Source organism: Marivirga harenae, from assembly GCF_030534335.1.
In the GTDB taxonomy this organism is placed as follows: Bacteria; Bacteroidota; Bacteroidia; order Cytophagales; family Cyclobacteriaceae; genus Marivirga; species Marivirga harenae.
In genome coordinates this window covers 1,365,068-1,391,139 of sequence record NZ_CP130565.1, presented here as the reverse complement: position 1 = coordinate 1,391,139, position 26,072 = coordinate 1,365,068, and the positions used below count along the sequence as shown (strand labels likewise).

Below are 26,072 nucleotides of genomic sequence, written 5' to 3'. Positions count from 1 at the left end.
TATAATTTATTGTTAAAAGATGTAATTGATTCGTAATTCAAAATTTCTACCGGTTTCCGCTGCATAAAACCGTAGCCTGTTCAGGTAATCGGTATAATCTGTATTCATTAAATTGTAAATACTGAAGCCAATATTTAATTGTGCATTCTCTAATTTTCGAGTAGTATCCAAAGAGAAATTCGTAATGAAATAACCCTCCGGTACAGGAACAGTCGCTTGTTCGTAAGCCTCTGTTTCGGTAACCGGTGCCCTAAACTGCTCAAATACTTTTAAGCCACTTAAACTGAGATCTATTTCTTTAAATCCCAACTTATTACTCAACCTCCAGTTTAGGGTGTTTTCCCAACGATCTGCAGGCATAAAAATCAGTGGTAGTTCGTTTGAAATATCATTTCCCCTGATGATAGAAGCTTTTGTATTTAAGGTGAAATGGTGGAAGAATTCATAGCTACCTATAATATCGGTTCCATAAATATCCGCTAATGTCTGTTTATATTGATAAACTGGAAATGCTCCCCTAATTGTTAATCTGGGCTCTTCCGGTTGTAAATAGATATAGTTCTGTATTCTGCTTGCATAAGCATCTATATTTAGCCTAAGTTTTTCATTAAAGCTTAATTGCACACTATGTAACCATTTAATAGAAGTTTCTGGTGAAAGTCGATCATCTCCCTCCTCTATTGCTGCCACGCTATGGTGCAAGCCTTGACTGTACAATTCATTTATGCTTGGTGCCCTCTGGCTCCAACTTAAGTTGGATTTATATTTAATGCTTCTATTAATATCAAAACCTCCTCCAATTATGCCCGAAAACATATTATACTTATGTTGTGGGTTGATTAATTCATCTTCGGTATTAAATTTTAACACATCAATTGCAATGGCATCAAAACGCAAACCTGCTTCCATATTCCAATTTTCCTTTGCCCAAGATTCATTGAGAAACGCTCCAGTCTGAAAACTGGAGTAATTAGGAATTAATGGAGTCGTACCTGTCCCTGGCACGTTTTTATTATTTTGATATTCGTAATCTAATCCAATCTCACCGCTTAAGTTTTCCCAAATAGGTTCATGATGGAAAAGAAGCTTGGCAACATGGCTGTCTAGTTGTAGATCAACAGATGCCTTATCGCTCCTTCCGCCCCTTCGAATATCAAATTCTTGTCTGGCATTTTGTTGAAAAGCATAAATAAAATCGAAGTCTCCATAATCTGAGCGGTCTAAATGGATTTTTGCTTTCAATAATTGGTGGACAACATTTTGCTTAGGATTGTTGATTTCATAGGAAAAATCTTCTGTAAAGAATGGTGGCCGTTTATCTAAGGCTTCAAAGAAATTATCAACATTGCCAATGTGTGCTCCTCTTAATATCCCTATTTCAGTTGAGAACCTGCTATAAAAGAGGTCTGCTTGTAAATCATTCTTGATATAATTAGCAGCAGCTGAAAAATTTAATTCCTCGCTACCCGTATTAGTTAAATTATAATTGGCCGCATGTTGATCTCCTGATTTTTTTGCCGAGGATTGTAATCTCCAATTGATGGATTCTTCCTCGTTTAATAGAAAACTTCCCGATAGCATTGCAGAACCAATGCCTCCTCTTCCGTTTGTAAACCCTACTAAATCTAAACTTCCATGCAACACGGAATCTGGCACCAGTGGCTCCGGTTCCAACAACAAAGCTCCGCCTATCGCTCTAGGCCCATATTTTACGGAGGAAGCTCCTTTTACAACTGTTATTCTAGATGCTACAAAAGGATCAATTTCTGGTGCATGATCTACCCCCCATTGCTGACCCATTTGAGAAACCTCATTATTGACTACCTGGATCCTACTTCCATATAAACCATGAATCATCGGTTTATTTATGCCTGGTCCTGTTTTAATATTGTATACCCCAGGTAAAGTACTTACTGATTCGGAGAGCGATTTCCCCTTTAATTTCTTTAATTCTCTTGCAGAAAGCACACTTTCTACATTACTTAAGAGTACTTCTTCTCTTTTATGCGAGTGAACGCTGACCGCTGAGAGGATATTGTTTTTTGATTCTAGATAAAAGGTTTGCTTTAAATCTTCAATTTCAACTGATATATACGTACTTGCTTTTTGATATTCAACTTGGCTGATAATAAGCTCGTACTTATCATGACACGGAAGCTGAATTGTGAAGAACCCTTCTTCGTTGGTTTGAACTCCTTCGTTCAGTTCAGAGATGTAAATACTGGCAAAAGGCACAGGAACATGTTCCACTTCAGATAGTACTTGTCCAGAAAAGGAAACCATACAGTTTTCTTGAGCAAAGCCTACCGTTGAGAAGGCAACTAAATAAATGTAAAGTAATAATTTCATTAAACGCAACATTGTTGCAAATATATAAAAGTTGCGTTAATAAAAAGCCCCTTTGAAAAATTCTTTCGCCCTTTGGTGTAATTTTGAAATGGCAAAAATGGATGACACGCAATTTTTTAGTAGTATTGGGTATATTTTTAGCTAACATTTAGAGAATTATGAAGAAATTATTAATCATGATGCTGATTTGTGCACCATTTTTTACAGTGGCACAAGAGCAAGAATACAAAGAGCGTTTTGAACAATTGGGTAGTATGTTGCCAACCCCTAATTCGTACAGAACTGCCTCAGGTGCTCCAGGAGAAAATTATTGGCAACAAAAAGCCGATTACACGATCAAGGTGAAATTGGATGAGTCGGCCAACAAGATTACGGGTTCTGAAACCATCACTTACTATAACCAATCTCCACATCCTTTAAACTATTTATGGTTGCAATTAGACCAAAATATGAGAGCTGAAGGATCAGATAGTGAATTAGTTGGAACAGCTACTTTTTTTAACGATACTATTCCCGGAAAATATTTAGAGCAATATGTTGCCAATGGAGGTAATTCTTACGATTTCCCTGGTGGATTCAATATTGAATCAGTTAAAAATGCTGATGGTGACAAAATGGACTATCTGGTACAAAAAACCATGATGAAAATCCGTTTACCTCAAACATTAAAAGCAGGTGAAAACATTAGCTTTTCCGTTGACTGGAATTATTATGTAAATGACAGAATGAAAGGTGGCGGGAGAAGTGGATATGAGTATTTCGAAGAAGACGGAAATGCTCTTTATACCATCGCACAATTCTTCCCACGTATGGCGGTTTACAATGATGTTGAAGGATGGCAAAACAAACAATTCTTAGGTTCTGGTGAGTTTGCCCTTACTTTTGGAGATTATGATGTAGAAATCACGGTGCCAGATGATTTTATTGTTGGGGCTACAGGAATGGTTCAAAACCCGAAAGAAGTTTTAACAAAAGATCAGGCGAAAAGGTATGAAAAAGCTTTAAAATCAACAGAACAAACTTTCATTGTAACGGAAGAAGAAGCCATTAAAAATGAAAAAGAAAAGTCTTCAAAATATGAGACTTGGAAGTTTAAAGCAGAAAACGTAAGAGATTTTGGTTTTGCTGCCTCAAGGAAATTCATTTGGGACGGTCAAATGGTAGAATTAGAATCTACTAAACCATTTGCGCAATCATTCTACCCGAAAGAAGGAAACCCACTATGGGAAAAAGAATCTACCAAAGCAGTTAAAAATACCTTAGTATTATATTCTGAAAGAACATTTGATTATCCTTACCCGCAAGCAACATCAGTACATGCTGCTTCCATTGGAATGGAGTATCCCATGATTTGTTTCAACTTCGGAAGGCCTGATAAAAATGGTGAGTATTCAGTGAGAACTCAATTAGGCATGACTTATGTAATCGTTCACGAAATTGGACACAACTATTTCCCAATGATTGTGAATTCAGATGAGCGTCAGTGGGCCTGGATGGATGAAGGGCTTAATTCCTTTTTGGAATCAAACGTGATGTTCGAATATTATCCGGACTTACCTTATTCTGATAATATCCCACAAGCAGTTACAGGCTATATGAAAAGTAGCAAAGACCAGCAAAGAGCAATTATGACCAATCCTGAGCAAGTATTGCGATTAGGGCCTAATGCTTATTCAAAACCGGCCGCTGCCTTAAATCTATTGAGAAATACAATTATGGGGCCTGAGCTCTTTGATGAATCTTTCAAAGCCTATGCGCAAAGATGGATGTTTAAACACCCAACTCCAGCCGATTTCTTCCGAACTATGGAAGACGCATCAGCAGTTGATTTGGATTGGTTTTGGAGAGGTTGGTTCTATACTACCGATCATGTAGATGTAAGTGTGGATGAAGTGAAGTATTTCCGTATCGCTCAGGATGAATCTGATATGGAGAAAAATACCAGTGCACCAGCAGGGGACTTGGGTGAAAAAGAAGAAAAAGAAATGAAAACAGATTTCAGTGATGGGCCTGCTTATATTTCAGTTTCTGAAACTCCAGAGTTTTGGTACGGTGAATACCGCAACAAAGTGGATGATGAGGCCATTAAGGCTAGATATGCTGATAAGCACTTCTATGAAGTGACGCTAAGCAATAAAGGCGGTTTGGTAACTCCTCTTCTGTTCAAGATTGAATACAAAGACGGAACAACAGAAGAAAAATACATACCTGCTGAGATTTGGAGAAAAAATGAGGGTAAAACTCGTAAAATGCTAATTTTAGATAAAGAAGTTTCAAAACTTGTTTTTGATCCTGAAGGAGGATTAGCCGATACTGATAATGCCAACAATGTTTTCCCTAAAACAGAAAGCAAAACAAAATTAGACGAGTTTAAAGAAAAAGGAGAGTAAAAACCACTCTTAAGTAAATACTGAAAACCATCCTTTGGTAAATAGCTATGGGATGGTTTTTTTATTGAATCAGTTTTTTGTTCTCTTCTAAACCATGTTCAAATTGGAGGGTAATATGCCCAATTGAAAAATTAGTATGCAATAAGTCCTCAATATTCTGTTGAATTTCATGTGTCTGGCTCACATTCAAGTCTTCTCGTAAATCTACGTGAGCCTCCAAATGAATCGTGTATTCATCCAATTGCCAAACATGAATATGATGAATGTTCTTCACTTCTTCCAGCTCTTCTACTTCTTTTACCAATTGTGGGATGTTGATACCTTCGGGAACAAATTGCAACAATATTTTTGTACTACCCCAAAGTAATTGCCATGAGGTAGCTAGTAAATAGATCCCAATTAAAATAGACAATACGCCATCCACCCAAGTGACTCCATAATACTTCATGGCTAATCCACCACCCAAAACTGCCGCAGAGAATAAAGTATCTGAAAGCAAATGTAAAAAGGCAGATTTCATGTTCATGCTGTGCTTTGCATCTGCGGCTAAAAACCAAACGCTTAAGCCGTTTGCAATAATGGCTACTCCTGCCAACCAAATCACAATATCGTTATCAATTTCTAATGATTGTGTAATTTGTAAGCGCTTAATACTTTCTATTATGATGTAAATTGCAACGGCAATAATGACGGCAGAATTTACAAATGCAGCTAAGACCTCTGCTCTTTTATATCCGAAAGATTTGCTATATGTGGCTTCCTTTTTTGCCAGAATAATTGCTACTAAACTTAAAGCAAGAGCTGCCACATCACTGAAATTGTGCATAGCATCGGAAATCAATGCCATAGAGTTTCCTACAATTCCTCCAACTATTTGAGAAGCTGTAATGATGACATTGAGTAAGATGACCCACTTAAGTCTATTTTCTTTTTGCATAGAAATCAAAAATATGAAATCGTATTAGGAAGTGCTAACCTCATATGTAGTTTTGTGACAAAAAAAGAAGCCACTTGAAAGGTTTTCAAGTGGCTTCAATAGTTTTTGCTTCGTAAGGATATTATTTATCCATTTCCAATTGAAGGGATTGCGGTGTTGTCTGCAACTCACCAATTTCAATTTTAGAATCGCCCTTCACTGTAATAGTTGCCTTAATGAAATCTTCTTCCTCTGCTTTGTAGATATTCTCTACATATTTCTGAGGGTTTCTGTCAATATAGGGGAACCAAGTACTATGGATTTGAACCATTACTTTATGCCCTTTTTTGAATGTGTGCAATATATCCTGTAAGGCTATTTCTACTTCGTCTTCTTCATTGGGAACAAAAGGTTTTGGATCTGCAAAACTATCTCTAAACCTACCTCTAAAAACTTCTGCTCTCACTAATTGCTGATAATTACCCATCACTATATTCTTTGGGTTATGCTCATAGCTTTCATGATCACCAGGATATACATCGATTACTTTTACAATAAAATCTGCATCAGTAGAAGAAATGGCCACTTTTAATTTAGCGGCAATTTCACCTGCCAAAGTCAACTCTTCGTCTAAAGGATCGGATTCCCAAACTAGCACATCAGGTCTTCTTGAAGCATGGCGCTGATCATCGGTCATGTATGGACGAGGCGTAAAGGTTACACTTTCCGTAAAAGAGGTATAGGGAACCGGTTTAGCTGGGTCAGAAACATAGCTGAATTCATCTTCATTACTTCCTTCATCATTAATCAAAAGCTTGCCGTTTTGAGCAAAGCCTAAAGTGGTTTTCGGAATTTGTGGCGGCCAAACGTCAAATTTTTGCCATTCTTTTAAACCGGTATCAAACATATAAGCCTCAGGTAATTCCGGTTTGCCTTTGCCATCTCTTAAGAAATGATTGAAGAAAGTGCGCTCAATTTCTTTTTGATAGAATGTAGAGAGGCTATCGCCAAAATAAATATGATTTACGGCTTGAATTCCTCTTTCCCTCGCCCAATCTCCATGGCTCCATGGACCGAAAACTATAGTATTATAAGCGTCAGGACTGGTTTTTTCGATGGTTTTGTAAATATTAAGAGGACCGTATAAGTCTTCTGCATCAAACCACCCGCCTACAGTCATAACTGCATGATCAATATCATCTAAGTGGGGAATAATACTTCTTTTTTGCCAAAATTCATCGTAATTAGGATGCTCTACGGTTTGCTCCCAAAACTCATTATCGAAATGAAGTTTTTCAGTAATATTTTTTAATGGACCCATGTCTAAGTGATAATCATAACCATCAATTGCATTGGCTGTTCTCATTCTGGCAAAAGCTTCATTATACCATGATTCTTTTGTTGGTCCGTCTGTTTGGTAACCGAAAACAGGATATGCGGCTGTATAACTCTGCAAGTAAGCGCCATTGTGATGGAAATCATCAAAGAAGAAATCTCCAATTGGAGCTTGAGGTGAACTTGCTTTCAAAGCTGGATGAGCATCTGGTAAAGCCGCTGCAGTATAGAACCCTGGGTAACTAATTCCCCATTGACCCACATTACCATTGGTTTTACCTTTCAAGTGTTTCAATAACCATTCAATAGTATCGTAAGTATCAGAGCTTTCATCCGCTTCTTTTTTATGCTTATTGCCGGGAATGTTGGGGGTCATGTTAGTGAATTTCCCCTCTGACATCCATCTGCCTCTCACATCTTGATAAACAAAAATAAATTTATCTTCCATTAAGTATTTAGAAGGCCCCAAAGACCGTTTGTACTGATCTGCTCCATAAGGTGCAATACTGTAACAGGTTCTTTGCATCATAATCGGATGCTTCCCCTTTTCTTTCGGAGTGTAAATGGCCGTATAAAGTCGAGTGCCATCTCGCATAGGGATGTACACTTCTTCTTTATCATAGTTATCTTTAACGTAGGTGCTTTCCTCTTCCTGTGCCCAAAGACTAGGATTCAAAAACAAGAAAAAGCCAATCAATAATAGAATATGTTTTTTCATTTTTGCAATTAGTTTATTTTGAAGGGATAAGTTAATAAATAAGTTTTTGAGATGGATAAGATGGGAGGTGAATTTTGATGAATGGTTCCCGCACACCATTTATCACATTCCTAAAACTGTTTATAAGTTCCATCGTTTTCTTTTAATTGAATTACTAAATCATCATAATGAATCAAATTTTAGCAGTCCAAGATCTAAGCAAGACCTATCAATCAGGGGAAAAGTCCTTAACCGTACTTTCAGACATAAATTTTGAAATAAAAGCAGGCAGTAGTTGCGCTATAATCGGACCTTCCGGTAGTGGCAAAACTACCTTATTAGGACTATGCGCGGGACTAGATGAAGCAGGATCGGGTTCTGTTACACTTGATGGAAAACAGTTGGAAAAACTTACGGAAGATGAAAGAGCGGCTGTTCGAAATGCTTCTGTCGGATTTATTTTTCAAAGCTTTAATTTACTGCCCACTCTCACAGCTTTGGAAAATGTGATGGTTCCGTTGGAACTATTGGGAAAGAAAAATGTAAAACCCATAGCAGTAGATTTACTAGAAAAAGTAGGCTTGGGAGATCGAATGCATCATTATGCCTCTCAACTTTCAGGTGGAGAACAGCAAAGGGTATCCATTGCAAGAGCATTTGCCAACCAACCAAAAATCTTATTTGCCGATGAGCCAACCGGTAATTTAGATCAAGAGACAGGCGACACCATTGAAGCTCTGATTTTTGATTTGAATAAAGAATTAGGCACCACCTTGGTTTTAGTGACCCATGATCAAGAGCTGGCAAAAAGAACTGACCGCGTACTACAGCTCAAAGGCGGAAAGCTGATTAAAGATTCTGCCAACTTAACATCTCAAGAAGCATAAAACCATTCTCATGCAAAATTTAAACTGGTTACTGAAAATGGCTTGGCGCGACAGTCGCAGAAATCGCTCGCGTCTATTTCTGTTTATGAGCAGTATCGTGCTCGGCATTGCGGCTTTAGTAGCCATCAATTCATTTGGAGATAATCTCACCGAGCAAATTAATTCTGAAGCCAAAGAACTTTTAGGCGCTGATGTAGAGCTAGAAAGTAGGAGTCCTTTTCCTGATTCTCTTTATCAGTTTTTACAAGATGAAAACCTTCAGCTTTCTGAGGAAAGAGCTTTTGCCAGTATGGTCTATTTTCCAAAAAATGGCGGGACAAGACTCATAAATGTTAGAGCAGTCGAAGCCAATTATCCATTTTATGGAGCGATTGAAACCACTCCTTTTGAATCCGCAGAAAACTATAACAATAGCCAGAAAGCATTGGTAGATCAATCATTGATGTTGCAGTTTAATATGAACCCTGATGATTCGGTTAGGATAGGAAATTATGTGTTTTCCATTGCAGGTGAAATCAATAAAACGCCTGGACAATCTGCCATTACCACTACAGTTGCTCCGCCTGTATTTATTCCCTTTTCCAGGTTGGAAGAAACCGGATTAATGCAAAAGGGAAGTCGAATCAATTATAAACTCTATGTGAAATTTCCTGATGGCGTTGATGATCAAAAGTATTTTAACGAGGTCTTAAAACCCCGTTTGGAAAAAGAAGAAATCCGCTTTGATGATGTAGAGGAGCGAAAAGAAGAATTAGGAGACGCTTATTCTGACCTCACCGGATTTCTTAATTTAACAGCATTTATTGCCCTGCTTTTGGGCTGTATAGGAGTGGCCAGCTCAGTGCAGGTTTATGTAAAAGAGAAGGTAAAATCAGTAGCCATTCTACGATGTTTAGGTGCTTCTTCTTTACAAGGCATGTGGATATTCCTCATTCAAATTGCAGTCATAGGATTGATAGGCTCAGTGATTGGAGCCTTGATAGGAAGCAGTATCCAATATTTCTTACCCCAATTATTTGCTGATTTTTTACCATTTGAAATTGAATTGACATTTAGTTATAGTTCTTTCTTTCAAGGGATTTTAATTGGCTTATTGGCTTCAATACTTTTTGCATTGGTTCCGCTTTTGCAGATCCGCAAAGTTTCTCCTTTAAATGTATTAAGAAGTTTGGGCTGGGGCAAAACCTCTAAAGCGAGTCGTTTTGTTTATTTATTAGTGATAATCTTCGTTTTCGGATTCTCCTATTTACAGCTTGATTCCCTTCAGGAAGCGGGAGTTTTCACTGCATCATTGCTATTGGCCGCCCTAATCTTGATGGGCGTGAGTAGAGCTATCATTTGGGCAGTAAGAAAGTATCTCCCAGAAAAAGCGGCATTCACCACCCGACAAGGCTTGGCCAATTTATATAGACCCAATAATCAGACTTTAATACTGGTAGTGACCATTGGATTGGGCACGGCCTTAATCACTACACTGATGTTGAGCCAAGATTTGCTATTGGATAAAGTAAAACTGAGCAGTAGCGATAATCAGCCTAATATGGTGCTCTTCGATATTCAGAGTGATCAAGTGGATGAGGTAATCAATATTACCGAAAAGGACAGTTTGCCTGTCATATCAGAAGTGCCGATAGTCACCATGAAACTTCATAGTTTAAAAGGAGAATCTGTTGACGCAATTAGAGAAGATACTACGGCAGGAGTCCGAAATTGGGTGTTGAGAAGAGAATATCGAGTAACTTACCGGGACAATCTAATTGATTCGGAAACCCTTTTAGCGGGAGAATGGAAAGGAAAAGTAGAGAATCCGAGTGATTCCATATTTATTTCACTTGAAGATGGCTTAGCAGAAGATATGAAAGTTGGTCTGGGTGATCCGCTTACTTTTAATGTGCAAGGAGCATTAATCCAATGCTATGTTGGGAGCATTCGAGAGATTGATTGGCAAAGAGTGCAAACCAACTTCTTGGTAGTTTTCCCGGAAGGGGTTCTAGAAGAAGCACCAAAATTCCATGTCTTATTAACGCGCTATGAAGAAGTTGAAACCTCTGCGAAATACCAACAAAAGGTAGTCAGTCAGTTCCCCAATATCTCCATCATTGATTTGGATTTGATCTTGAAAACTGTGGATGAAGTCTTAGGTAAAATTTCCTTTGTGATTCAGTTTATGGCTTTCTTTAGCATCATTACCGGTGTGATCGTATTAATTGGAGCAGTAAATATCAGTAAATTCCAACGAATGCAGGAAGCTGTTCTGCTGAGAACGATAGGGGCAAGCCGAAAACAAATCGTACGTATCAACTTTATGGAATATTTCTTTCTGGGAAGTATTGCGAGTTTGACAGGCATCATCATCGCCATTTTATCTGCTTGGGGACTGGCTTATTTTAGTTTTGAAACTGTTTTTGTTCCCAATCTTTTGGCCGTGCTAATTACTTATGTTGCTATTACTGCATTAACCGTATTTATAGGTTTAATAAATAGCCGATCAGTAGTGAATAAGCCGCCTTTGGAAATATTGAGGAAAGAGGTTTAGTTTTTGTCTTGCAAATATTTCAAGCTTGCTACTAATGTTTAAATGGCACTAGTAGCATGGCAAAATTTATTTGTCCAGCTGGCCATAAAAATCATGTAGTACTTGTTCTCTTCAAGACTTAAAAACGAGGAATAGGGGAGAAAATAAGAATTCAATAAGTCATTTAAACCGCATTTTAATGCAGCTTAATACGACCTGAGATGTGTTATTTCTTATTCAATTTGGCAACTTCTATTGGTATAAAATCCGGTATATAGTCAGGAGTGCAATTTTTTGGAACGGGTTCGTCTTTATACAACCTAATTTTTTCACCAATTGCAATACATTGTTTTCGATACTTTTCATCCCAGACACCTATTTGACATACTGTAAAATTCATTGCCCATTGCACTTCAGGTTCTTCATTTGCCATATTTGATTCTACAGTCGTTAATAAATCCTTAGTATTGGGGTGATTTGTATTCCCTGTCCACCTTAATCTCGCTTGATAATACCAAAAAACTCTTCTTTGAAGCTTCGAAGTACTGTTTTGCCAAGACGCTATAATTGAGACCATTTTCTTGTCTTTACTTAACTGATTTGCCGTCAACCAATCAATTAACTGATTTCCTTCTTCAAATTCATGTTCTTGAATATCACTGTCTAGTTTGTCAATCAATTCTTGAGTCAGAAGCTTTTTGTCCATGATTAAAATAGCTAATTGACGGGATAAAAACTTAGCTGTAGACCAAAGCTCCATGGCTAAATCATGGTCCTTTTTTATTTCTCTGTCGATTTTTCGAAGATCCCCCAGCTTGGTGTTCTGGCTGATTTGAGAATTAATGTTATTAGCTTTTGATGATAGTTCTATATCCATTTACTATTTATAGCGCCACTCAATTTCAATTGATCGTTTTGATTGGGAATCTTAGTGCTTTGATCACCTTTCAAAAATGAGACTATAGCTGATATTGCTTTAAATATATTTAATTACTCCTAAAATAATGCATAAAAATCTATTTGAAAAATTCGGTCTCCCTTTCTTGATACCATTCCTATCATCTGGCATATCAAGTTGGAGTCATGACGGATTGATTTAGCACAAGGAATATGTACTCCGCGGTCATGCTGGTAGTAAGCTCAAATCCATCCGCGAAAAAAGGATTGCATTTTTTTGTTAGCCGCTCTTTTTCTTGGCCTTTTGGCAAGCATCTGCTAACCTCAATCTTTTTTTCGTTTTATTCCATTATTTCAAATTTCACATCATCGATAAATAATTCTACATCGAAGGGTGTTGGATTTGCAGTTGCTCCAATTTGGAATCTTTCATAGAATAAAGGTTCCTGCAGTTCAAAGTCAATTCCATTGTTAGCAAATTCAGTTTCAAAGAGACTTTTATTTGGCATATTCATACCGCTTTCGGATAAAACTTCTTGATTATTAATGAAGAGTTTATTTATACCATCGTTATTTTGAGATAATTTCAATTCCCAAACTACATTTACCCACTCATTTCTTGGAAAAGCAATTTCAGATTGTACAATAGTTGAGCCTAAAATTTTACCTCTTTCTATAGATAAATAGTCATTATCCTTCATCATTAATCTTATTCCGGGACATTGATTATCTGGTACTCTTGGGTCCCAACAAGAACAACACTCCAGGTCGATTAATAACAGATTCTCTATATTTTCCGTGGAAGCAATGTAGAAGTTTGCACTAATACTTACTATTGAACCTTCTGGCGCATTAAACCCAGCCTTTTCTATGTCCGCTTTTGATAGGGTGTTATCAGATGCTCTCGCATAGATTCTTAAAGAATTGTTTCCCTCTGATACTATACTACTTTCTAAATCTATCTCATTTTCTCCACCATTGGTATCAACTTGTTGCAAATTACTCCACCGGCTTCCATCATTTGGAAACAATTCCGACAAATCATTTCCTGAGGTTTCAAATCCATCTTCAAATAAATATCCATCTCTATTCTCATTTTCGGGCGCTACACCATCATTCTTTGAACATGATACCATTATCAAAACAAGCCCTATCAATATTAATTTCATTCTAATTTTCATTGGCTACAAAAACGTTTTTTTCTTCATAAGTCCTCAACAAAGAAGATGGCATTGTTATTCAAATCATACAACCCGAATTCGCTAGTATTCCAAGCCGTCTTTAATCTCAATTTTTCTCTTTTTATCGTTCCTCTTTCTAACAACTCTTCGAAAATTGGGATTACATTCCTCACAAAAACCTTCATTACAGACCCTCCGAGAAGAGGGTCATCTTCAGTATCTGCATGCCACTGTAGGTGAAACCAAAGGTTTTCTCTCCTCAAAACAGCGTACATATGGTCCTTGTGAAGACATTTGAATCCAACTTTTTTTTCATACCAATCTACGTCCCTGTCAATATCTTGACTAGGCAGAACTGGTGATATTTCTATGAACTCGGTTTTCATTTCCCTTTTGGTTTTAGTGATGCTGTTTGCCGTATTTTTTATATACGGAGTTGCCCACCGGCATTTCCTTCACGTTATATTGAATGTCTGTAATTTTTAATTTTAACCAAGTCCATCTAGCATTCTCCACTTTCCAAGATGCTTCACATTCTACTGGTATTTTTATTCCATTTTTTTCTTCAATTTTGGTGGCTCTTACGCTCCATTCCGTAGGGTTGGCATCATTAATATCTTGATAACGCATGGCCACGAATTTTTCAAAATTTCCGTTTCTGTCAAAATGAAATTCGCCTGAACCTTTAGTTCCTTTATATTCCATCGTTGCTCTTGCAGAATAGTCATCTATAGTCTCCCATTTTATATATTGACTCAAAGACGCTGAAGGAAACCAAACGATTTCTGCCAAATATCTTTGCAAGCTTGCTTGATTTATCTTTTCGTCATTTTTTGCAGTTGCAACTGGAATGAGTGAAAGAAGTCTGATTATCATTTCGCCTTCACCATCTACAAATTCGTCTCTACCCACTACCCTCAATATCGAGTTCATTTCAGCATTGATATTCCAATTGAAGGCTGGTGGTTGAACAGTAAAATATTGTTCTGCCGTACCATTATTCCAATTTGCTTGTTCAGGTTTCAATTTGAGCTGCAGTTCTTGAACTAAATGCACATTGGAAATGAATTTTTTACCAATTATTCCGCTCTTAGTCAACCATTTTTGAACAATTAGTGGTAAATCAGCAAGTGCTTTTTCGGTGACGATTTCTTGGCTTTGGATTTCCGCATTTTCAAACAGACTTATTCTTTCTTGGTTGACTTTATGCTTAAAATTAAAACTTGAGTATCCGAGAATTGTAGCTAATAGAATAATTACGTTTGCTGCTGTCCCAAATTTTGCGTCAGACCAAAAGTTGAAAATCAACACTTGCGAAATTATTACAGCTAAAAACCCGCTTAACCACCAATAACTAGAATGATTAAGAAATAAAACGATTGTAATAGCCAAAAGTAGAAAAGTCAAGAACCAAAATATTCCGAAAGTTTTTGAAATCGCTTGTGAAATCTCGTTAAATTCAGATATTCCGAATGCTTTCAGGAATCCGAATAAATGGATAATTCCGTGTATCCCAATTAATATGACTAAAGCTATTCGCATTGTTTTCTTTGTATTCTTTAAGGCTAAGAAACGTACAGCTTTTGGAGCCATTTATTTAATTTCGTTTCACCAATCTCTATTATCGAATTATAAAAAACGGAAGCATCCCTAAATTTTTCGCCAGGAATATTGAAATCCTTTTCGTCAACGCCTGCTCCAATCCAAAACATTAATCTTTAAGATTTCATTTGTTTTCAGTAACCAACTATTGGATTTCAGTTTAAAAGCCAAACTGGGTGTCCGTGCCAAATTTCACTTTGAACATCAGTCAGTGCTTTTTCTATACTCAGAGCAAGCAGGTTGCATATTTCCCCGTCCTTCAATTCTTGATTTTCGTTATATTGTTTTATTTCGGTGTTCATATTTCTCAACCTATAGGCATCCGTGCTTTTTGTTATTGTTAAATCTCGATTATGTATGATGTTATCGATTTTAATTTCGCAACTTTTGCTCCTTGGAAAATATAAAAATCCGAAAATGCATATTCTTTTCCTTTCTGTAATTTCATAGTTCCATTTACAGCCCCTTGCTTTCCGTGCGATAAAATTTGGTTGAGAACTAATTCCGCAACTTTTGTCGATTTCATTTTTTCCAACTCCTCTGCGAATTTTTGCTTCCCTTCAATTTTTTTATTGCCAATTATATTCCAAACAATTTCATCCGTTACGCTATCGGCAATAAATTCCAAGTCTCCCTTTGCAAAAGCAATATTGAAGTCCATTAGAAACCCCATTTTAGGTGAGTTTCCACAATTAAGGTTTGAAATAATTTTTGTCATTTCACAGATTTTTTAATTTCAGCACGCTGCTTCTTTGGCTTGTTTAAACGTCCAACTATCATATGTAAGCTGAACTTTTCAAATATCTTTAAAAGTATCTCATGATACTAGCCTACTATGCAAAGAGCTCAATGAGCTTATGGATGATAGTATATGTTACCAACGTTTATGATGTAATACTATATTCTTTTGCATTCCATTGATTTCATGAGGTTACTCTAAAATCGCGTTGCGAAATAACAAGAACTATTTCTATTATCATTCCAATTAATTATTACTAACAGTTCGCTGTAACTTTAAGTTGGTGGACAATCAATCGCAACTATCATATGAGTACTCCGAATCAATTATTCCAATGGTACTTGATATTGGGTAATCATTCGAATCATAGGTAAATTCATATTCTTTACTTACGTATACATCTCCATCTGGATTAGAATAATCAGCTTTTATAATATTATTTGACATCATATTTTTAAAAGCAAAATCAAACATTATTTGTGCATCTTCTCCAGTAGGTATTGACCAATTTACTTTAGCGGGAATATTTTCAAATGGATTTCGCATATTGTCATACTGAAATTCGGCAGACCATGCTTCTTCTCCATTACTCCAAGTAGCATACTCTCTAATCAACTGACCTTTTTCATTGTAATCATATTCTTCTGTTACGTGACCAACCCACTCTATTATCTGCCCCTTATCATTTAAAGTGTAATTGTCCACAATTGGAGACGACAATCTTGATCTGTTGGTTCGTACTTCGATAGATAAATTATCATAAGTAATACCTACATAATTTTCATCATCTGTCTTGATAGAAACAATCCTATTCTGATCATCATATTCTAATTGAGCAGAAAGGGTGTAAGTTTTTTCATAAAGAATTATGGTTAAGTCGATTGAAGAAACTAAATTATTTGAATAATTGTAGCTAAAGGTTCTTACATCTGAATCATCACTGTATTTGTAGTTTGTAATTCTACAACTAGCAATGTTAGGTTCTGGCTCTTCCTCGCTGCAACCCAAGAACAGAAGGCAGGGAACAATAAAAATGAAGAGGCAATGGATTAATTTTTTCATAGATTCTTAATTGTTGAGTTTATAAATGTTTTTCACTAAAGGTCTGTGGCTATCGTTAAGAATATCGGGCTTTGGGCTCTTCAAGGCTCCAAAAACCCAATTACTTATATATTTCCTCAAATGTAATCATTTTCAACTTTTGCACTATCAGCCCAATGACCTATATTAAGTGTTGAACGAATCCGCCTAAGGGCGGAAGCCTACCGTTTTGTTCAGACTTCCGTAACTTAGGTTGTGTATTCATTCATTAAATTCTAAGTTATGAAAAAAAAGTAAACCTCTGATCGAAAAAGCCTCTCAAAATGTGCTGGGCTTCGGCCTACAGTATAAAAGGCTGAGAAGTAGTATTGATATTGCTGGCAAGAGCCAGAGTACACTCACTAATTACGGGAGGTGTTTGGCACATATAGGTCTGCACCTGCAATGTGATCTTCTGGAACTCGATGAAGAGCTAATATTGGATTACCTGCACATGTTGAAGTCTAAAAGGAAGACGCCTTTTGACATCTTTTTCAAGCATACCGTCTACGGGCTCCGCTACCTCTACAGAATATTTGACCGAACAGAAAGCAGGGTCATATTGCCATCCATTGAAAGGCAGAAGGCCTTGCCCGTGGTGTTGAGCCAGCAGGAAGTGCGCTTGCTTTTAAAGACTCCAAAACTGCTCAAGCACAGGTTAATGATGGCATTATTATATGGGTGGGGTTTAAGGAATTATGAGCTGTGCAATCTTAAATTAGTTCACCTAGACTTGGAAAGGGCACAGCCTCATATTCAACAAGGAAAAGGAAGAAAAGACCGCTATGTGCCAGTTTGCGACTTGCTGATCCGAGGCGTTAAAACCTACCTGCAAGCTGAAAAACCAGTGGAATATCTTTTTAATGGACAGGCTGATAAAGAAGGAGGCTTTACAGGAATTTCAACCAGAGGAGTTCAATGGGTCATGCGACAGGCTCGCCAACATTCAGGCATCAAAAAGCAAATTACCGCCCATACTCTTCGTCACAGCTACGCCACTCATTTGCTGGAAATGGGCACCGATATCATCACGCTCAAGGATTTGCTGGGTCATGGACACATTGAGACTACATTGATTTACCTGCATGTGGCAAGAGTAAGCAGGGCTTTGCCTTTTTCCCCTTTGGAAAAACTCTATCCGCAATGATACCGGCCTTTGAAGTGGCGCAGGCCATCAGACAAGAGCTGCACCACCTTCCCAACATTATCCACAACAGCTGGAAAAGGAGGACGCTGTACGCACTGGCAAAATGCAGGACATCTGCATTGGGAGGGCACGTAGACCGTTGTGACAATCCCAAATGCCATACATTGCATATCAGCTATAACAGTTGCCGCAACAGGCACTGCCCAAAATGCCAGGGCCACCTGCAACAAAAATGGGTGCGGGAAAGAGAAAAGGACTTGCTCAACACTTCCTATTTCCATACCGGCTTCACCTTGCCAGACACACTTAATCAAGCCGCCTTGGAACAGCCCAGATTGCTATATGCGCTATTGTTCAAAACAGCTTGGCAAGTGGTAAAGGATTTTGCTGCCATTCCCAAGTTCAAGGGAGCCCAGAACGGCATGATTGCTGTGCTTCATACATGGGGGCAGAACTTAAGCCTACATCCCCATTTGCACTGTATCATTCCTTCCGGAGGATTGACCCGATCGCAAAAATGGAAAGAAGGTAAGGGAAAGGGTAAATACCTTTTCCCGGTAAAGGCGATGAGCAAAGTCTTTAGGGCTAAGATGGTTGCTGCCTTGAGGAGAGAGCAGCTGCTGACAAAGCAGTAAGGCCAACAGTTGTTCATGAAGAACTGGGTGATCTATTGCAAGCAGCCTTTTTACGGTCCGGCACAAGTAGTGGAATATCTGGGCAGATATACTCATAAAGTGGCCATCAGCAATCATAGGTTGACCGATGTGGGCAAAGACGGAGTCAGCTTCTCTGCCAAGGACTACAGGAAAGGAGGCAAAAAGCACATCGTGCCTTTAAAATCGGCAGAATTTAATAGAAGATTTGCCATGCATATATTGCCCAAAGGATTTACTAGTATAAGGCATTTTGGTATTCTTTCAGGCGGATGCAAAAAGGAATACAAAGTCATCGTAGATTCACAAATCGGTAAACTTAAGCTGCTCATCCTCGAGTTTAAAGGCACATGCTTGGGCATCTGACCTACATGTAAAAAAAGAAAGATACAGACGGTGGCCGTCTTTGACAAAAGAGGCCCCCAAGCCACTGGCTCAAAAAATAACATGAATACTAAAAACTCAAACGGCTGTGAACGTGGTGGGAAAACTATGCTCTAAAATCAGTTTTTTCATGTCTGCTAAAATCAAAATGATCTAGTTTGAGATCTGGAAAAATCCGATTTGATTATACTGCCAGCTTAGAAGTGGCCGCTTTTGAGCATTGAAACTCACCCCCAATGCTTCAATTTACCCATAAGGGGCTTGCAGTTCTTGCCAGCCTCTGATTCGCTCAACCTAGCATTCATGTTGGGTCGTACCGACCACACGAATGCTTAGTTGTTTTACCCACGTTTATTATTTCTTTACTATTTTAAACCTTTTCCACTTATTTTGATGATCCTTCAATGCAAGAATGTATATGCTCGGGTTTAGGTTTTTCACATCAATTTTACTACTTGTTCCTGCAGGAATTATCTTGTGAAATAATGTCTTTCCAGAAAAATCTCTTACAAAGACTGATAGTTCTTGATCCGCTTCATTGTTTTGGATATGTAAATAATCTTGTACTGGATTGGGAAATATCTTAATAATTTCGTTGTTAACATTACTATTAGAAGTAATAATTCCGTCAGAAAAGATGTATTGAGAACGTGATAAATCCGTAATTGCATGTAATCTAAATGACACTGGAGCTTGATTTAAAGTTGGTTCTTCAATGATAAACTGATCTGCACTAATATCTACAGAGTCTATTATAATGAAATCTTCAGAATTATCGCTTCTACTAATAACTGTATATTTCGCTATTTCTGAATTATTAGTCCAGGTTAAATTTATTATATTAGGTTGATAGGATATTTCTATCTGTAGATTAGAGGGTGCGTTAATTTTCTCAAAAATGAGAGTGTCAGAATAATTACTTCTCCCTATTTCGCTAAAAGCATGAAGTCTAAATTTATAAGTGCCCTCAGTTAAGAGGCTATTGTTTATTAAAGTTGTTGTTTCATTGCTACCAATAGAATCTAAGGAAATAAAGTTATTTGAAGAGTCTTTCAATAGTTCAATTGTATAACTCTCTTCAAATGAGGATTTATCATCCCAAGAGAATACGATATTGTCCCCCTGTTTTTCATATTTAAGTCCCTCAGGACGATTTAAAATTATTTTCTCCACAATTATTTCCTGTGATCTAGATGAATCTTTTAACGCTTCAAGTTTGAAGGTGTAAATTTTTTCAGATTCTATTCCTTCAGTAATAATGTACTGGTTTATATAACTATCTAATGAATCAAGGATCTCAAAATCACTACCATTACTACTTTGACTCACAATGGTGCTTTCAGCTATCTCGGAATTGTTCATCCAAGAAAGATTAAATGAATTAGGATTAAAAGAAATAGCTGCTTGGAGATTTGAGGGAGATTTAATGAATGGAATTGCTAGCGTGTCAGAAAGATTACTTCTACCGTATTGATTGAATGCATGTATTCTGAAATTGTAGAGTCCTTCATTTAATGAGCTTTTTATTTGGTAATTAGTGGAGTTAGCAGCTATAGAATCAAATGAAATGAAGTTTTTACTGGAATCAATACTTTGTTGAATAACATAACCGTGTTCAAATGAGGATTTATCTTCCCAACTAAATGTTGAATCTTGACTGGAATAGTTAAATTTGATTGGACGGTCTAGTAAAATTACTTCATTTACAATACCTACCGACTCTTCGATATCATTTTTGGCAGTTAATTTATAATTATAAGAGCTCTCTGGTGATACAACAGAATCAATATGAAATGTAGCATTAGCGTTAAGGGTTTTAAATAATTCCAAGTTACTAGAATTAGTAGACTTATATAATTGATAGGAATTTTCAATATTAGAATTATCTATCCACTCAATCTCTACTCTTAAGGGCTCATTTAATACTTTTAGCGTGGGAAATGTTCCTTTAATAAAATAGAAAGATTGCTCTGTAGAAAAGTTGGAGCCAATAAATGCTCCATCAATACTTTGAACTCCCCAATAAATATTTCCTTCACTATTTAATTCTAATTTTCTAGATCGGTCAATTGTGTTACCTGTCTTGAATATTTTCCTAAAACCGCTATTTATACTGGCAGTTGGTGAAATTAAATTCTGACTTAAAGAATTATCACTAACGTATAGGCTGTAATCTAAAGTTTCGTTATTGCTTTGGTTGTCACTTCCAGCATTCCATGAAAATAATGCTGAGGTAACTGAGCGTTCATATTCAAAATTAGTAGGAGGAAGAGGTTTTGTATTATTTGTGTATATGTTATTACCTCTCGAATTTTCATAAATAATGGGTTTCGTAAACCGATTGAGAGATACTAAGTCTTTATCTCCATCATTATTAAGATCAGCAAAAATTGTAAAGTCAAGGTATTGCTGTTCTATCCCTATATTTTCTACCTCAATAAAATCAGAACCTGTATTCTGAAAAAGCTTAGTTACTGCAATTGGATTTGTGGATCCACCACCTCTACCACTTATAAAGATATCTTGGTCTCCATCATTGTCATAATCTACCAATGATATTCCTGCGGGGAAGTTTTCTGTAACATTTGGGAAATTATAATCGGCAGCTAATGTACTATTTATAAATACCCCTTCATTATTTAGGTAGATACTCATCCTATACCCATCATTTCCACCACCTGTAGATATAATATCTAAATCCCCATCATTGTTTATGTCTATCCATTTAGATGTTCCATTGAATACTTTATAGAAATCACCTCCAAGTTTGGAAAATGTTTCGTTACCATTATTAATTAGTACATCAGTCACGTTTTCAGTTGAAAAATCCTCCGCAAAACCAGCAATTAGAAGGTCATAATAACCGTCATTATTAAAATCAGCCCAGTCCATGCTTGCCTGCCCTGTAGGTGTAATTCCGTGATTTGCTAAATTAGTGAAGGTATTATCACCGTTATTCTTATATAAGCGAGTGTAAATTTCTCCTGAAAGATCAGTATCTTCACCCGTAATTAAAAAGTCAAGAAAACCATCGTTATTAAAATCTATACAAGATAAACTTGGATTAGAAACATTGTAATCGTTTGTATAGAAAGCTGTATCAACGGCTGTTTCGCTTATATTTAATATACAGATAAAATTCTCAAATGTATCCCACTCAAAACCGCTGGCAAGAATATCTAACTTATCATCATTATTAAAATCTCCCCAAATCGCTTGAACTCTTACATTTTCAAGTAAAGTATGACTTAATTGAAAGGTTCCATTTATATTTTTATAGATAGATAGATTTTCAATTCCCGAATCTTCATGAGCTACTAATAGGTCAAGGTCGTTATCATTGTCATAATCACCAAGATCTATATAATTTGCATTTGGAATGTTGAAATTTATATCTTCATTAAATTCTTGGGCTTTGAGTATTGTTGAAGTACATATTAGAAAAAATAGAACTAGAAATTTACAATGGGTGATCTTTATCATGGTCAAAGTAGAGTAAGTAATTATTTGATATTCAGTAAATACGAAGTTAGTTTTTAAAACTAATAATTAATCATGTCTTTGAGTCTTATGCTTTATTTTCAAATTCAGTATATAGGAGGAGAAGGTTGACGATAAATAACCTTTTTCTATTATATGCTGAACCATATTGTGGGTAACGCTTAACTAAAATGAGTATGCGCCCAAGTTGCTAGAAGCACCAAAGCTAGCAGCTTGCAATGTCCATTCAAAGTACTCAGTACGCATATTCATTTCAATGTTTGTTAGAGATTGTTTAGTCATGCTATTCTTTTAAAATAGTCATTGTTCCAACTTTGGATTCACTTGAAATCTTAAGTAAATAGAGACCAATACTAAACTTGCGTAGGTCAATTTCTTTTTTTCTGTTAGTTAAAATTTTGTCAGCAAATAGCAAGATTCCGTTTATATCATAAATTGCTAGATCGTAAGCAATAGAAGTTTCATTGGGTTGGATAATTACATAATCTGTTGTGGGATTAGGATATACCGCAAAATTGTCTTGTATAAAATCTTTATCTAGTCCAAGTACTTGCATTACTTCAACCATTAAATCAAAAGGCTCACTGGAATCCGTCCCATCATTGACGGTAATTGGCACATTAATTACTCCAACAAATCCATTGTCAGGAGTAATTACATTATTGGATTGCGTATAGTTGTCACCTTCGCCAATTTCCAAAGAAAAATCAGTTGGGAATTTATTATCTGGATCTTGAACGATAAGGTCATTAATATCAATAGTCAAATTTGTTTCTTCTGGAGTACTATATGTAACATTTGAACCTGTAATCACTGGTGGATCATTCACAGGAGTTACTTCAATAGCTATTTCTGCTATTTCACTATCATCTGTTCCATCGTTAACCAAAACGGGAACAGAAAGCATCCCATTAAAATCTAATTCGGGAGTAATTTCATTGTTTGTAAATGTATAGTTGGCACCTTCTAAAACCGTCAATGTAAAGTCAGAAGGAAACTCATTATCCGGATCATCTATTTCTAAATCCTGTATTTCAATGAGTAAACTCGTTTCTTCGGGAGTGGCTAAGGACGAAGAAGTGCCACTTATAACTGGAGGAAAATTGATGTGAAATAATTCTTCATCCACAAAAGACGATCCTTCGAATGCATTATCAATAGATTGGACACTCCAAAAATAATCTCCAGGGTCTAGTTCATAATTGAAGTTAAATGAATTGCTACTTCCTGAGTTTCCTCTCTTTACAAGCTTTCTTTTCCCATCGCTTAGCGAAGAAGGATTTACTAATGTATCTGATTCGCTACGAACAAAGAGAGCATAAGTTAAAGCATCTTGAGGTGTGCTGTTATCGGATGCTAAATCCCATGATAATACAACTGCATCATTTTCAATTTGAGAAGTTAATCCACTTGGGGGTATAGGTTTGATATTAGCATTGCTTGCCTGAATTTCATTGGAATTTTCATTTACATAAATACCAGAATATATAGTGAAATCATTTCTTTGACCACTGATAAAAATATCTAAATCTCCATCAGAATCATAGTCAGCAAAGGCTGCTGCACTTTGCCCGGCCTCATCAAATGATGATTCAAGGTCAAATCCGCTTCCATTGTTAGAATAGAGTTGTGCAATTTTATCAGTTGCTGAGACAGTATTTCCTGTTATAAAGATATCCAAATCACCGTCATTATCAGAATCTCCCCACAAAACTGTTCCTTCGATTACATTTGGAAGCGAGCCTTCAAAAACTATATCAAATGATGATCCATTATTTTGGTAAATTGCTGTGAACGAAGTATTTGAATTTGTAAAACCAGCTACGAGAAAATCCAGATCTCCATCATTATCGTAATCACCAAAATCCAGTGAGCTCTCGGATAAGCCTTTAAATGAGTCTTCAAATACTAATGAAAATGTTGTTCCTGTGTTTTCATATAGCTCTGAAACCTTAGGTCCAGTACTAGTAAATCCGGATAGCATTACGTCCAGATCTCCATCTCCGTCAAAATCTACCCAAGAAGCAATTCCAAATGAAACACCAGTTAGGCTAGTCTCTACTTCGGTGAATGTTCCATTTTCATTATTATAAATCTTAGTCACTGATCCGCTTTCACCGTCTTGACCCGAGATCAAAAGGTCAAGATCTCCATCTGCATCATAATCCCCCCATTCAACTGATCCTCTATCAATACCATGTAATGAAACAGCTCCATTTAGAATCAATTCTCCTTCGATATTGTCATATAGTCTAGTGAGAAGTCCGTCTGTACCGGAACCAGCTAAAAGCAAATCTAGGTCACCATCATTATCATAATCACCCCAGTCTGAGGCTCCTTCAAATATGTTTGGCAAATCAGTGTTTAGAAGCTCAAAAGTCGAACCAGTGTTTATAAACAACCGTGTTGTAGCAGTGGCATCAATATCGTTTCCGGTTTGAATGAAATCTAGGTTGCCATCGTTGTTAATATCCCCCCAAGAAATACTTCCACTTCGTAATCCGTTTTGAAATGTTTCTTCAAGTGTAAATGATTGGCTAAAAGCGTTTATAGTCACTGTTAAAATCAGGCTTGCAAATAAAAGTCTCCTCATGTTTTGGCTATATGTGTACAAAAAATAATCTCTAACGTTAAGCATATGGCTTGGTGGTGGTTTTCGAAGTGCTTCTCTCCGTAACCACAGCAATGTTACTTAAATGAACTATTTTTTCTTTTATTGATTCCCCCGCCATAAGCTATTTTATCAATACTTACACTTCCAGCAAACAACATGGAAATTAGGTTTTGGATGTATCTGAACTGATATGATAAATATAACAAAAATATTTTAGACTCCCAGAGCTCAAAAAGCTAATGAAAAGTAAGCCCTCAGCATATTTCTTGCTTCTAGAACCTAATACCAAATTCTTTCCAAATGTCCTGTTTTCAATTAAGAATGACCCCTAGCAAGTTTAATTCATGAATTAGAACTCCGCCTTTTTGGTATCCTCTTTGCCAACAAGGGCTAGGTGGCTTTAAAGGTATTAAAGGGAATTCGGGTTCTTGGTGCCAAACAGAGATCCCTTGGAGAGCTTGCAAAAATGCTTTAAAAGTATTCTTCAAAATGCTGTTCTATATACTCTCTTCCATTTCAATAAGTAAGAGAGATATCGTCAAAATATACTTCTCCGCTTGTATCAGATGAGAATACTAAAAAGACTAGTAGACTTTTCGTGCTAGCATCTACCTTATCCAGTTTAATACTGTATTCTGTCCAATCGAAAACTCCAGTAATATCTTCCGTGGATTCTGTGGTTACAAACTGCTCCATATTTCCACTGGCATCATCACCTCTTAATACAACTGCAACTCCTTCACCACTCAAGTTCCCTTTTATTCTTACACTGAGTGTAACGCTCTTACCAGTTGGTAGATCATCATAAATGGCCTGAACCCAATAGGCAAATTCACTTGCATCAGCAGTTTGTGTTGATATACTTATTGATTTGTTTCCAGAAAATGATTCATCTTCTGTCCAAATGAAATTAAAATTGTCTGGATTGCCGGTATTTGACGTCCAACCATCTGGAGAAGTTGAGCCCTTCTCAAGATTACCATTTACAATTAATTGCCCTGACTCAATTTCATCTTCACTACAACCTACCATTGAAAAAATTACAAAGGCCAGACAGGTAAGAAACAAAGGATTCATTTTTTGTGAGTTCATAAGCTCGAATTTAAAGGTGAATTTAGTCATCGAATGTAGGTTGATAGAGACAATGATATGTTAAAGTTGATATTTTTAGCTTTTTATAACACT

Annotated in this window: 17 protein-coding genes and 1 pseudogene; 5 read left to right on the top strand and 13 right to left on the bottom strand. The window is 36.7% G+C overall.

Annotated elements, in window-relative coordinates; translation table 11 throughout:
* Positions 1–12: 12 nt before the first annotated feature.
* The gene (locus Q3Y49_RS05895) at positions 13–2,349 is read right to left on the bottom strand and encodes a TonB-dependent receptor (RefSeq protein ID WP_303271361.1); all 2,337 of its coding nucleotides are present in this window, start codon (positions 2,347–2,349) and stop codon (positions 13–15) included.
* Between the two features lie 158 nt (positions 2,350–2,507).
* Here Q3Y49_RS05895 and Q3Y49_RS05890 point away from each other — a divergent pair, with 158 nt between their 5' ends.
* Positions 2,508–4,739: a M1 family metallopeptidase gene (locus Q3Y49_RS05890; protein ID WP_303271360.1), complete on the top strand. Its 2,232-nt coding sequence runs from the start codon at positions 2,508–2,510 to the stop codon at positions 4,737–4,739.
* A 61-nt stretch (positions 4,740–4,800) separates the two neighbouring features.
* Here Q3Y49_RS05890 and Q3Y49_RS05885 read toward each other — a convergent pair whose 3' ends face one another.
* Positions 4,801–5,676, bottom strand: coding sequence for a cation diffusion facilitator family transporter (locus tag Q3Y49_RS05885; RefSeq protein WP_303271359.1), 876 nt, complete (start codon positions 5,674–5,676; stop codon positions 4,801–4,803).
* Positions 5,677–5,797: 121 nt separating this feature from the next.
* Positions 5,798–7,708 (bottom strand): CocE/NonD family hydrolase, encoded by a 1,911-nt coding sequence (locus tag Q3Y49_RS05880; RefSeq protein ID WP_303271358.1) that lies wholly within the window; start codon positions 7,706–7,708, stop codon positions 5,798–5,800.
* 167 nt (positions 7,709–7,875) lie between these two features.
* Between Q3Y49_RS05880 and Q3Y49_RS05875 the strand changes: the two genes are divergently transcribed.
* On the top strand, positions 7,876–8,574 hold the full coding sequence (locus Q3Y49_RS05875; RefSeq protein WP_303271357.1) for an ABC transporter ATP-binding protein: 699 nt from the start codon (positions 7,876–7,878) through the stop codon (positions 8,572–8,574).
* A gap of 10 nt (positions 8,575–8,584) precedes the next feature.
* Positions 8,585–11,110, top strand: a complete 2,526-nt coding sequence (locus tag Q3Y49_RS05870) for an ABC transporter permease (protein WP_303271356.1) — start codon at positions 8,585–8,587, stop codon at positions 11,108–11,110.
* A 205-nt stretch (positions 11,111–11,315) separates the two neighbouring features.
* Here Q3Y49_RS05870 and Q3Y49_RS05865 read toward each other — a convergent pair whose 3' ends face one another.
* The 7 genes from Q3Y49_RS05865 to Q3Y49_RS05835 form a co-directional block, all read right to left on the bottom strand.
* Positions 11,316–11,966, bottom strand: a complete 651-nt coding sequence (locus Q3Y49_RS05865; RefSeq protein WP_303271355.1) for a DNA alkylation repair protein — start codon at positions 11,964–11,966, stop codon at positions 11,316–11,318.
* A gap of 361 nt (positions 11,967–12,327) precedes the next feature.
* Positions 12,328–13,155, bottom strand: a complete 828-nt coding sequence (locus tag Q3Y49_RS05860; RefSeq protein ID WP_303271354.1) for a heparin lyase I family protein — start codon at positions 13,153–13,155, stop codon at positions 12,328–12,330.
* Positions 13,156–13,190: 35 nt separating this feature from the next.
* A complete protein-coding gene (locus Q3Y49_RS05855) occupies positions 13,191–13,553 on the bottom strand; it encodes a VOC family protein (protein WP_303271353.1) in 363 nt (120 codons plus the stop codon).
* A 13-nt stretch (positions 13,554–13,566) separates the two neighbouring features.
* A complete protein-coding gene (locus tag Q3Y49_RS05850) occupies positions 13,567–14,760 on the bottom strand; it encodes a DUF6920 family protein (protein ID WP_303271352.1) in 1,194 nt (397 codons plus the stop codon).
* Entirely contained in the window at positions 14,733–14,879 is a 147-nt protein-coding gene (locus tag Q3Y49_RS05845) for a hypothetical protein (protein WP_303271351.1), read from the bottom strand. Before Q3Y49_RS05845 ends, Q3Y49_RS05850 begins: the two co-directional genes overlap by 28 nt.
* Before the next feature lie 230 nt (positions 14,880–15,109).
* Entirely contained in the window at positions 15,110–15,487 is a 378-nt protein-coding gene (locus Q3Y49_RS05840; protein WP_303271350.1) for a nuclear transport factor 2 family protein, read from the bottom strand.
* 312 nt (positions 15,488–15,799) lie between these two features.
* Entirely contained in the window at positions 15,800–16,570 is a 771-nt protein-coding gene (locus Q3Y49_RS05835; RefSeq protein ID WP_303271349.1) for a hypothetical protein, read from the bottom strand.
* 397 nt (positions 16,571–16,967) lie between these two features.
* Here Q3Y49_RS05835 and Q3Y49_RS05830 point away from each other — a divergent pair, with 397 nt between their 5' ends.
* Both Q3Y49_RS05830 and Q3Y49_RS05825 read left to right on the top strand, forming a co-directional pair.
* Positions 16,968–17,735, top strand: a complete 768-nt coding sequence (locus Q3Y49_RS05830; protein ID WP_303271348.1) for a tyrosine-type recombinase/integrase — start codon at positions 16,968–16,970, stop codon at positions 17,733–17,735.
* Positions 17,732–18,834 (top strand): annotated as a pseudogene (locus tag Q3Y49_RS05825) (IS91 family transposase). The gene Q3Y49_RS05830 and the pseudogene Q3Y49_RS05825 overlap by 4 nt, the downstream one beginning before the upstream one ends.
* Positions 18,835–19,126: 292 nt before the next feature.
* On the opposite strand, the gene Q3Y49_RS05820 reads toward Q3Y49_RS05825, so the two are convergent.
* The 3 genes from Q3Y49_RS05820 to Q3Y49_RS05810 all read right to left on the bottom strand — a co-directional run bounded on the left by Q3Y49_RS05820 (position 19,127) and on the right by Q3Y49_RS05810 (position 25,979).
* A complete protein-coding gene (locus Q3Y49_RS05820; protein ID WP_303271347.1) occupies positions 19,127–22,255 on the bottom strand; it encodes an FG-GAP-like repeat-containing protein in 3,129 nt (1,042 codons plus the stop codon).
* Positions 22,256–22,556: 301 nt separating this feature from the next.
* Positions 22,557–24,866 carry an FG-GAP-like repeat-containing protein gene (locus Q3Y49_RS05815; RefSeq protein WP_303271346.1) on the bottom strand — a complete coding sequence of 770 codons (2,310 nt, stop codon included), beginning with the start codon at positions 24,864–24,866 and terminating at the stop codon, positions 22,557–22,559.
* 537 nt (positions 24,867–25,403) lie between these two features.
* Entirely contained in the window at positions 25,404–25,979 is a 576-nt protein-coding gene (locus tag Q3Y49_RS05810) for a hypothetical protein (RefSeq protein WP_303271345.1), read from the bottom strand.
* Positions 25,980–26,072: the final 93 nt, after the last annotated feature.

What these genes read in the sequence shown, in the direction of transcription:
- Q3Y49_RS05895 (WP_303271361.1), bottom strand. Translation starts at nt 2,349, where the DNA reads ATGAAATTATTACTTTACATTTATTTAGTTGCCTTCTCAACGGTAGGC.
- Q3Y49_RS05890 (WP_303271360.1), top strand. Translation starts at nt 2,508, where the DNA reads ATGAAGAAATTATTAATCATGATGCTGATTTGTGCACCATTTTTTACA.
- Q3Y49_RS05885 (WP_303271359.1), bottom strand. Translation starts at nt 5,676, where the DNA reads ATGCAAAAAGAAAATAGACTTAAGTGGGTCATCTTACTCAATGTCATC.
- Q3Y49_RS05880 (WP_303271358.1), bottom strand. Translation starts at nt 7,708, where the DNA reads ATGAAAAAACATATTCTATTATTGATTGGCTTTTTCTTGTTTTTGAAT.
- Q3Y49_RS05875 (WP_303271357.1), top strand. Translation starts at nt 7,876, where the DNA reads ATGAATCAAATTTTAGCAGTCCAAGATCTAAGCAAGACCTATCAATCA.
- Q3Y49_RS05870 (WP_303271356.1), top strand. Translation starts at nt 8,585, where the DNA reads ATGCAAAATTTAAACTGGTTACTGAAAATGGCTTGGCGCGACAGTCGC.
- Q3Y49_RS05865 (WP_303271355.1), bottom strand. Translation starts at nt 11,966, where the DNA reads ATGGATATAGAACTATCATCAAAAGCTAATAACATTAATTCTCAAATC.
- Q3Y49_RS05860 (WP_303271354.1), bottom strand. Translation starts at nt 13,155, where the DNA reads ATGAAATTAATATTGATAGGGCTTGTTTTGATAATGGTATCATGTTCA.
- Q3Y49_RS05855 (WP_303271353.1), bottom strand. Translation starts at nt 13,553, where the DNA reads ATGAAAACCGAGTTCATAGAAATATCACCAGTTCTGCCTAGTCAAGAT.
- Q3Y49_RS05850 (WP_303271352.1), bottom strand. Translation starts at nt 14,760, where the DNA reads ATGGCTCCAAAAGCTGTACGTTTCTTAGCCTTAAAGAATACAAAGAAA.
- Q3Y49_RS05845 (WP_303271351.1), bottom strand. Translation starts at nt 14,879, where the DNA reads ATGTTTTGGATTGGAGCAGGCGTTGACGAAAAGGATTTCAATATTCCT.
- Q3Y49_RS05840 (WP_303271350.1), bottom strand. Translation starts at nt 15,487, where the DNA reads ATGACAAAAATTATTTCAAACCTTAATTGTGGAAACTCACCTAAAATG.
- Q3Y49_RS05835 (WP_303271349.1), bottom strand. Translation starts at nt 16,570, where the DNA reads ATGAAAAAATTAATCCATTGCCTCTTCATTTTTATTGTTCCCTGCCTT.
- Q3Y49_RS05820 (WP_303271347.1), bottom strand. Translation starts at nt 22,255, where the DNA reads ATGATAAAGATCACCCATTGTAAATTTCTAGTTCTATTTTTTCTAATA.
- Q3Y49_RS05815 (WP_303271346.1), bottom strand. Translation starts at nt 24,866, where the DNA reads ATGAGGAGACTTTTATTTGCAAGCCTGATTTTAACAGTGACTATAAAC.
- Q3Y49_RS05810 (WP_303271345.1), bottom strand. Translation starts at nt 25,979, where the DNA reads ATGAACTCACAAAAAATGAATCCTTTGTTTCTTACCTGTCTGGCCTTT.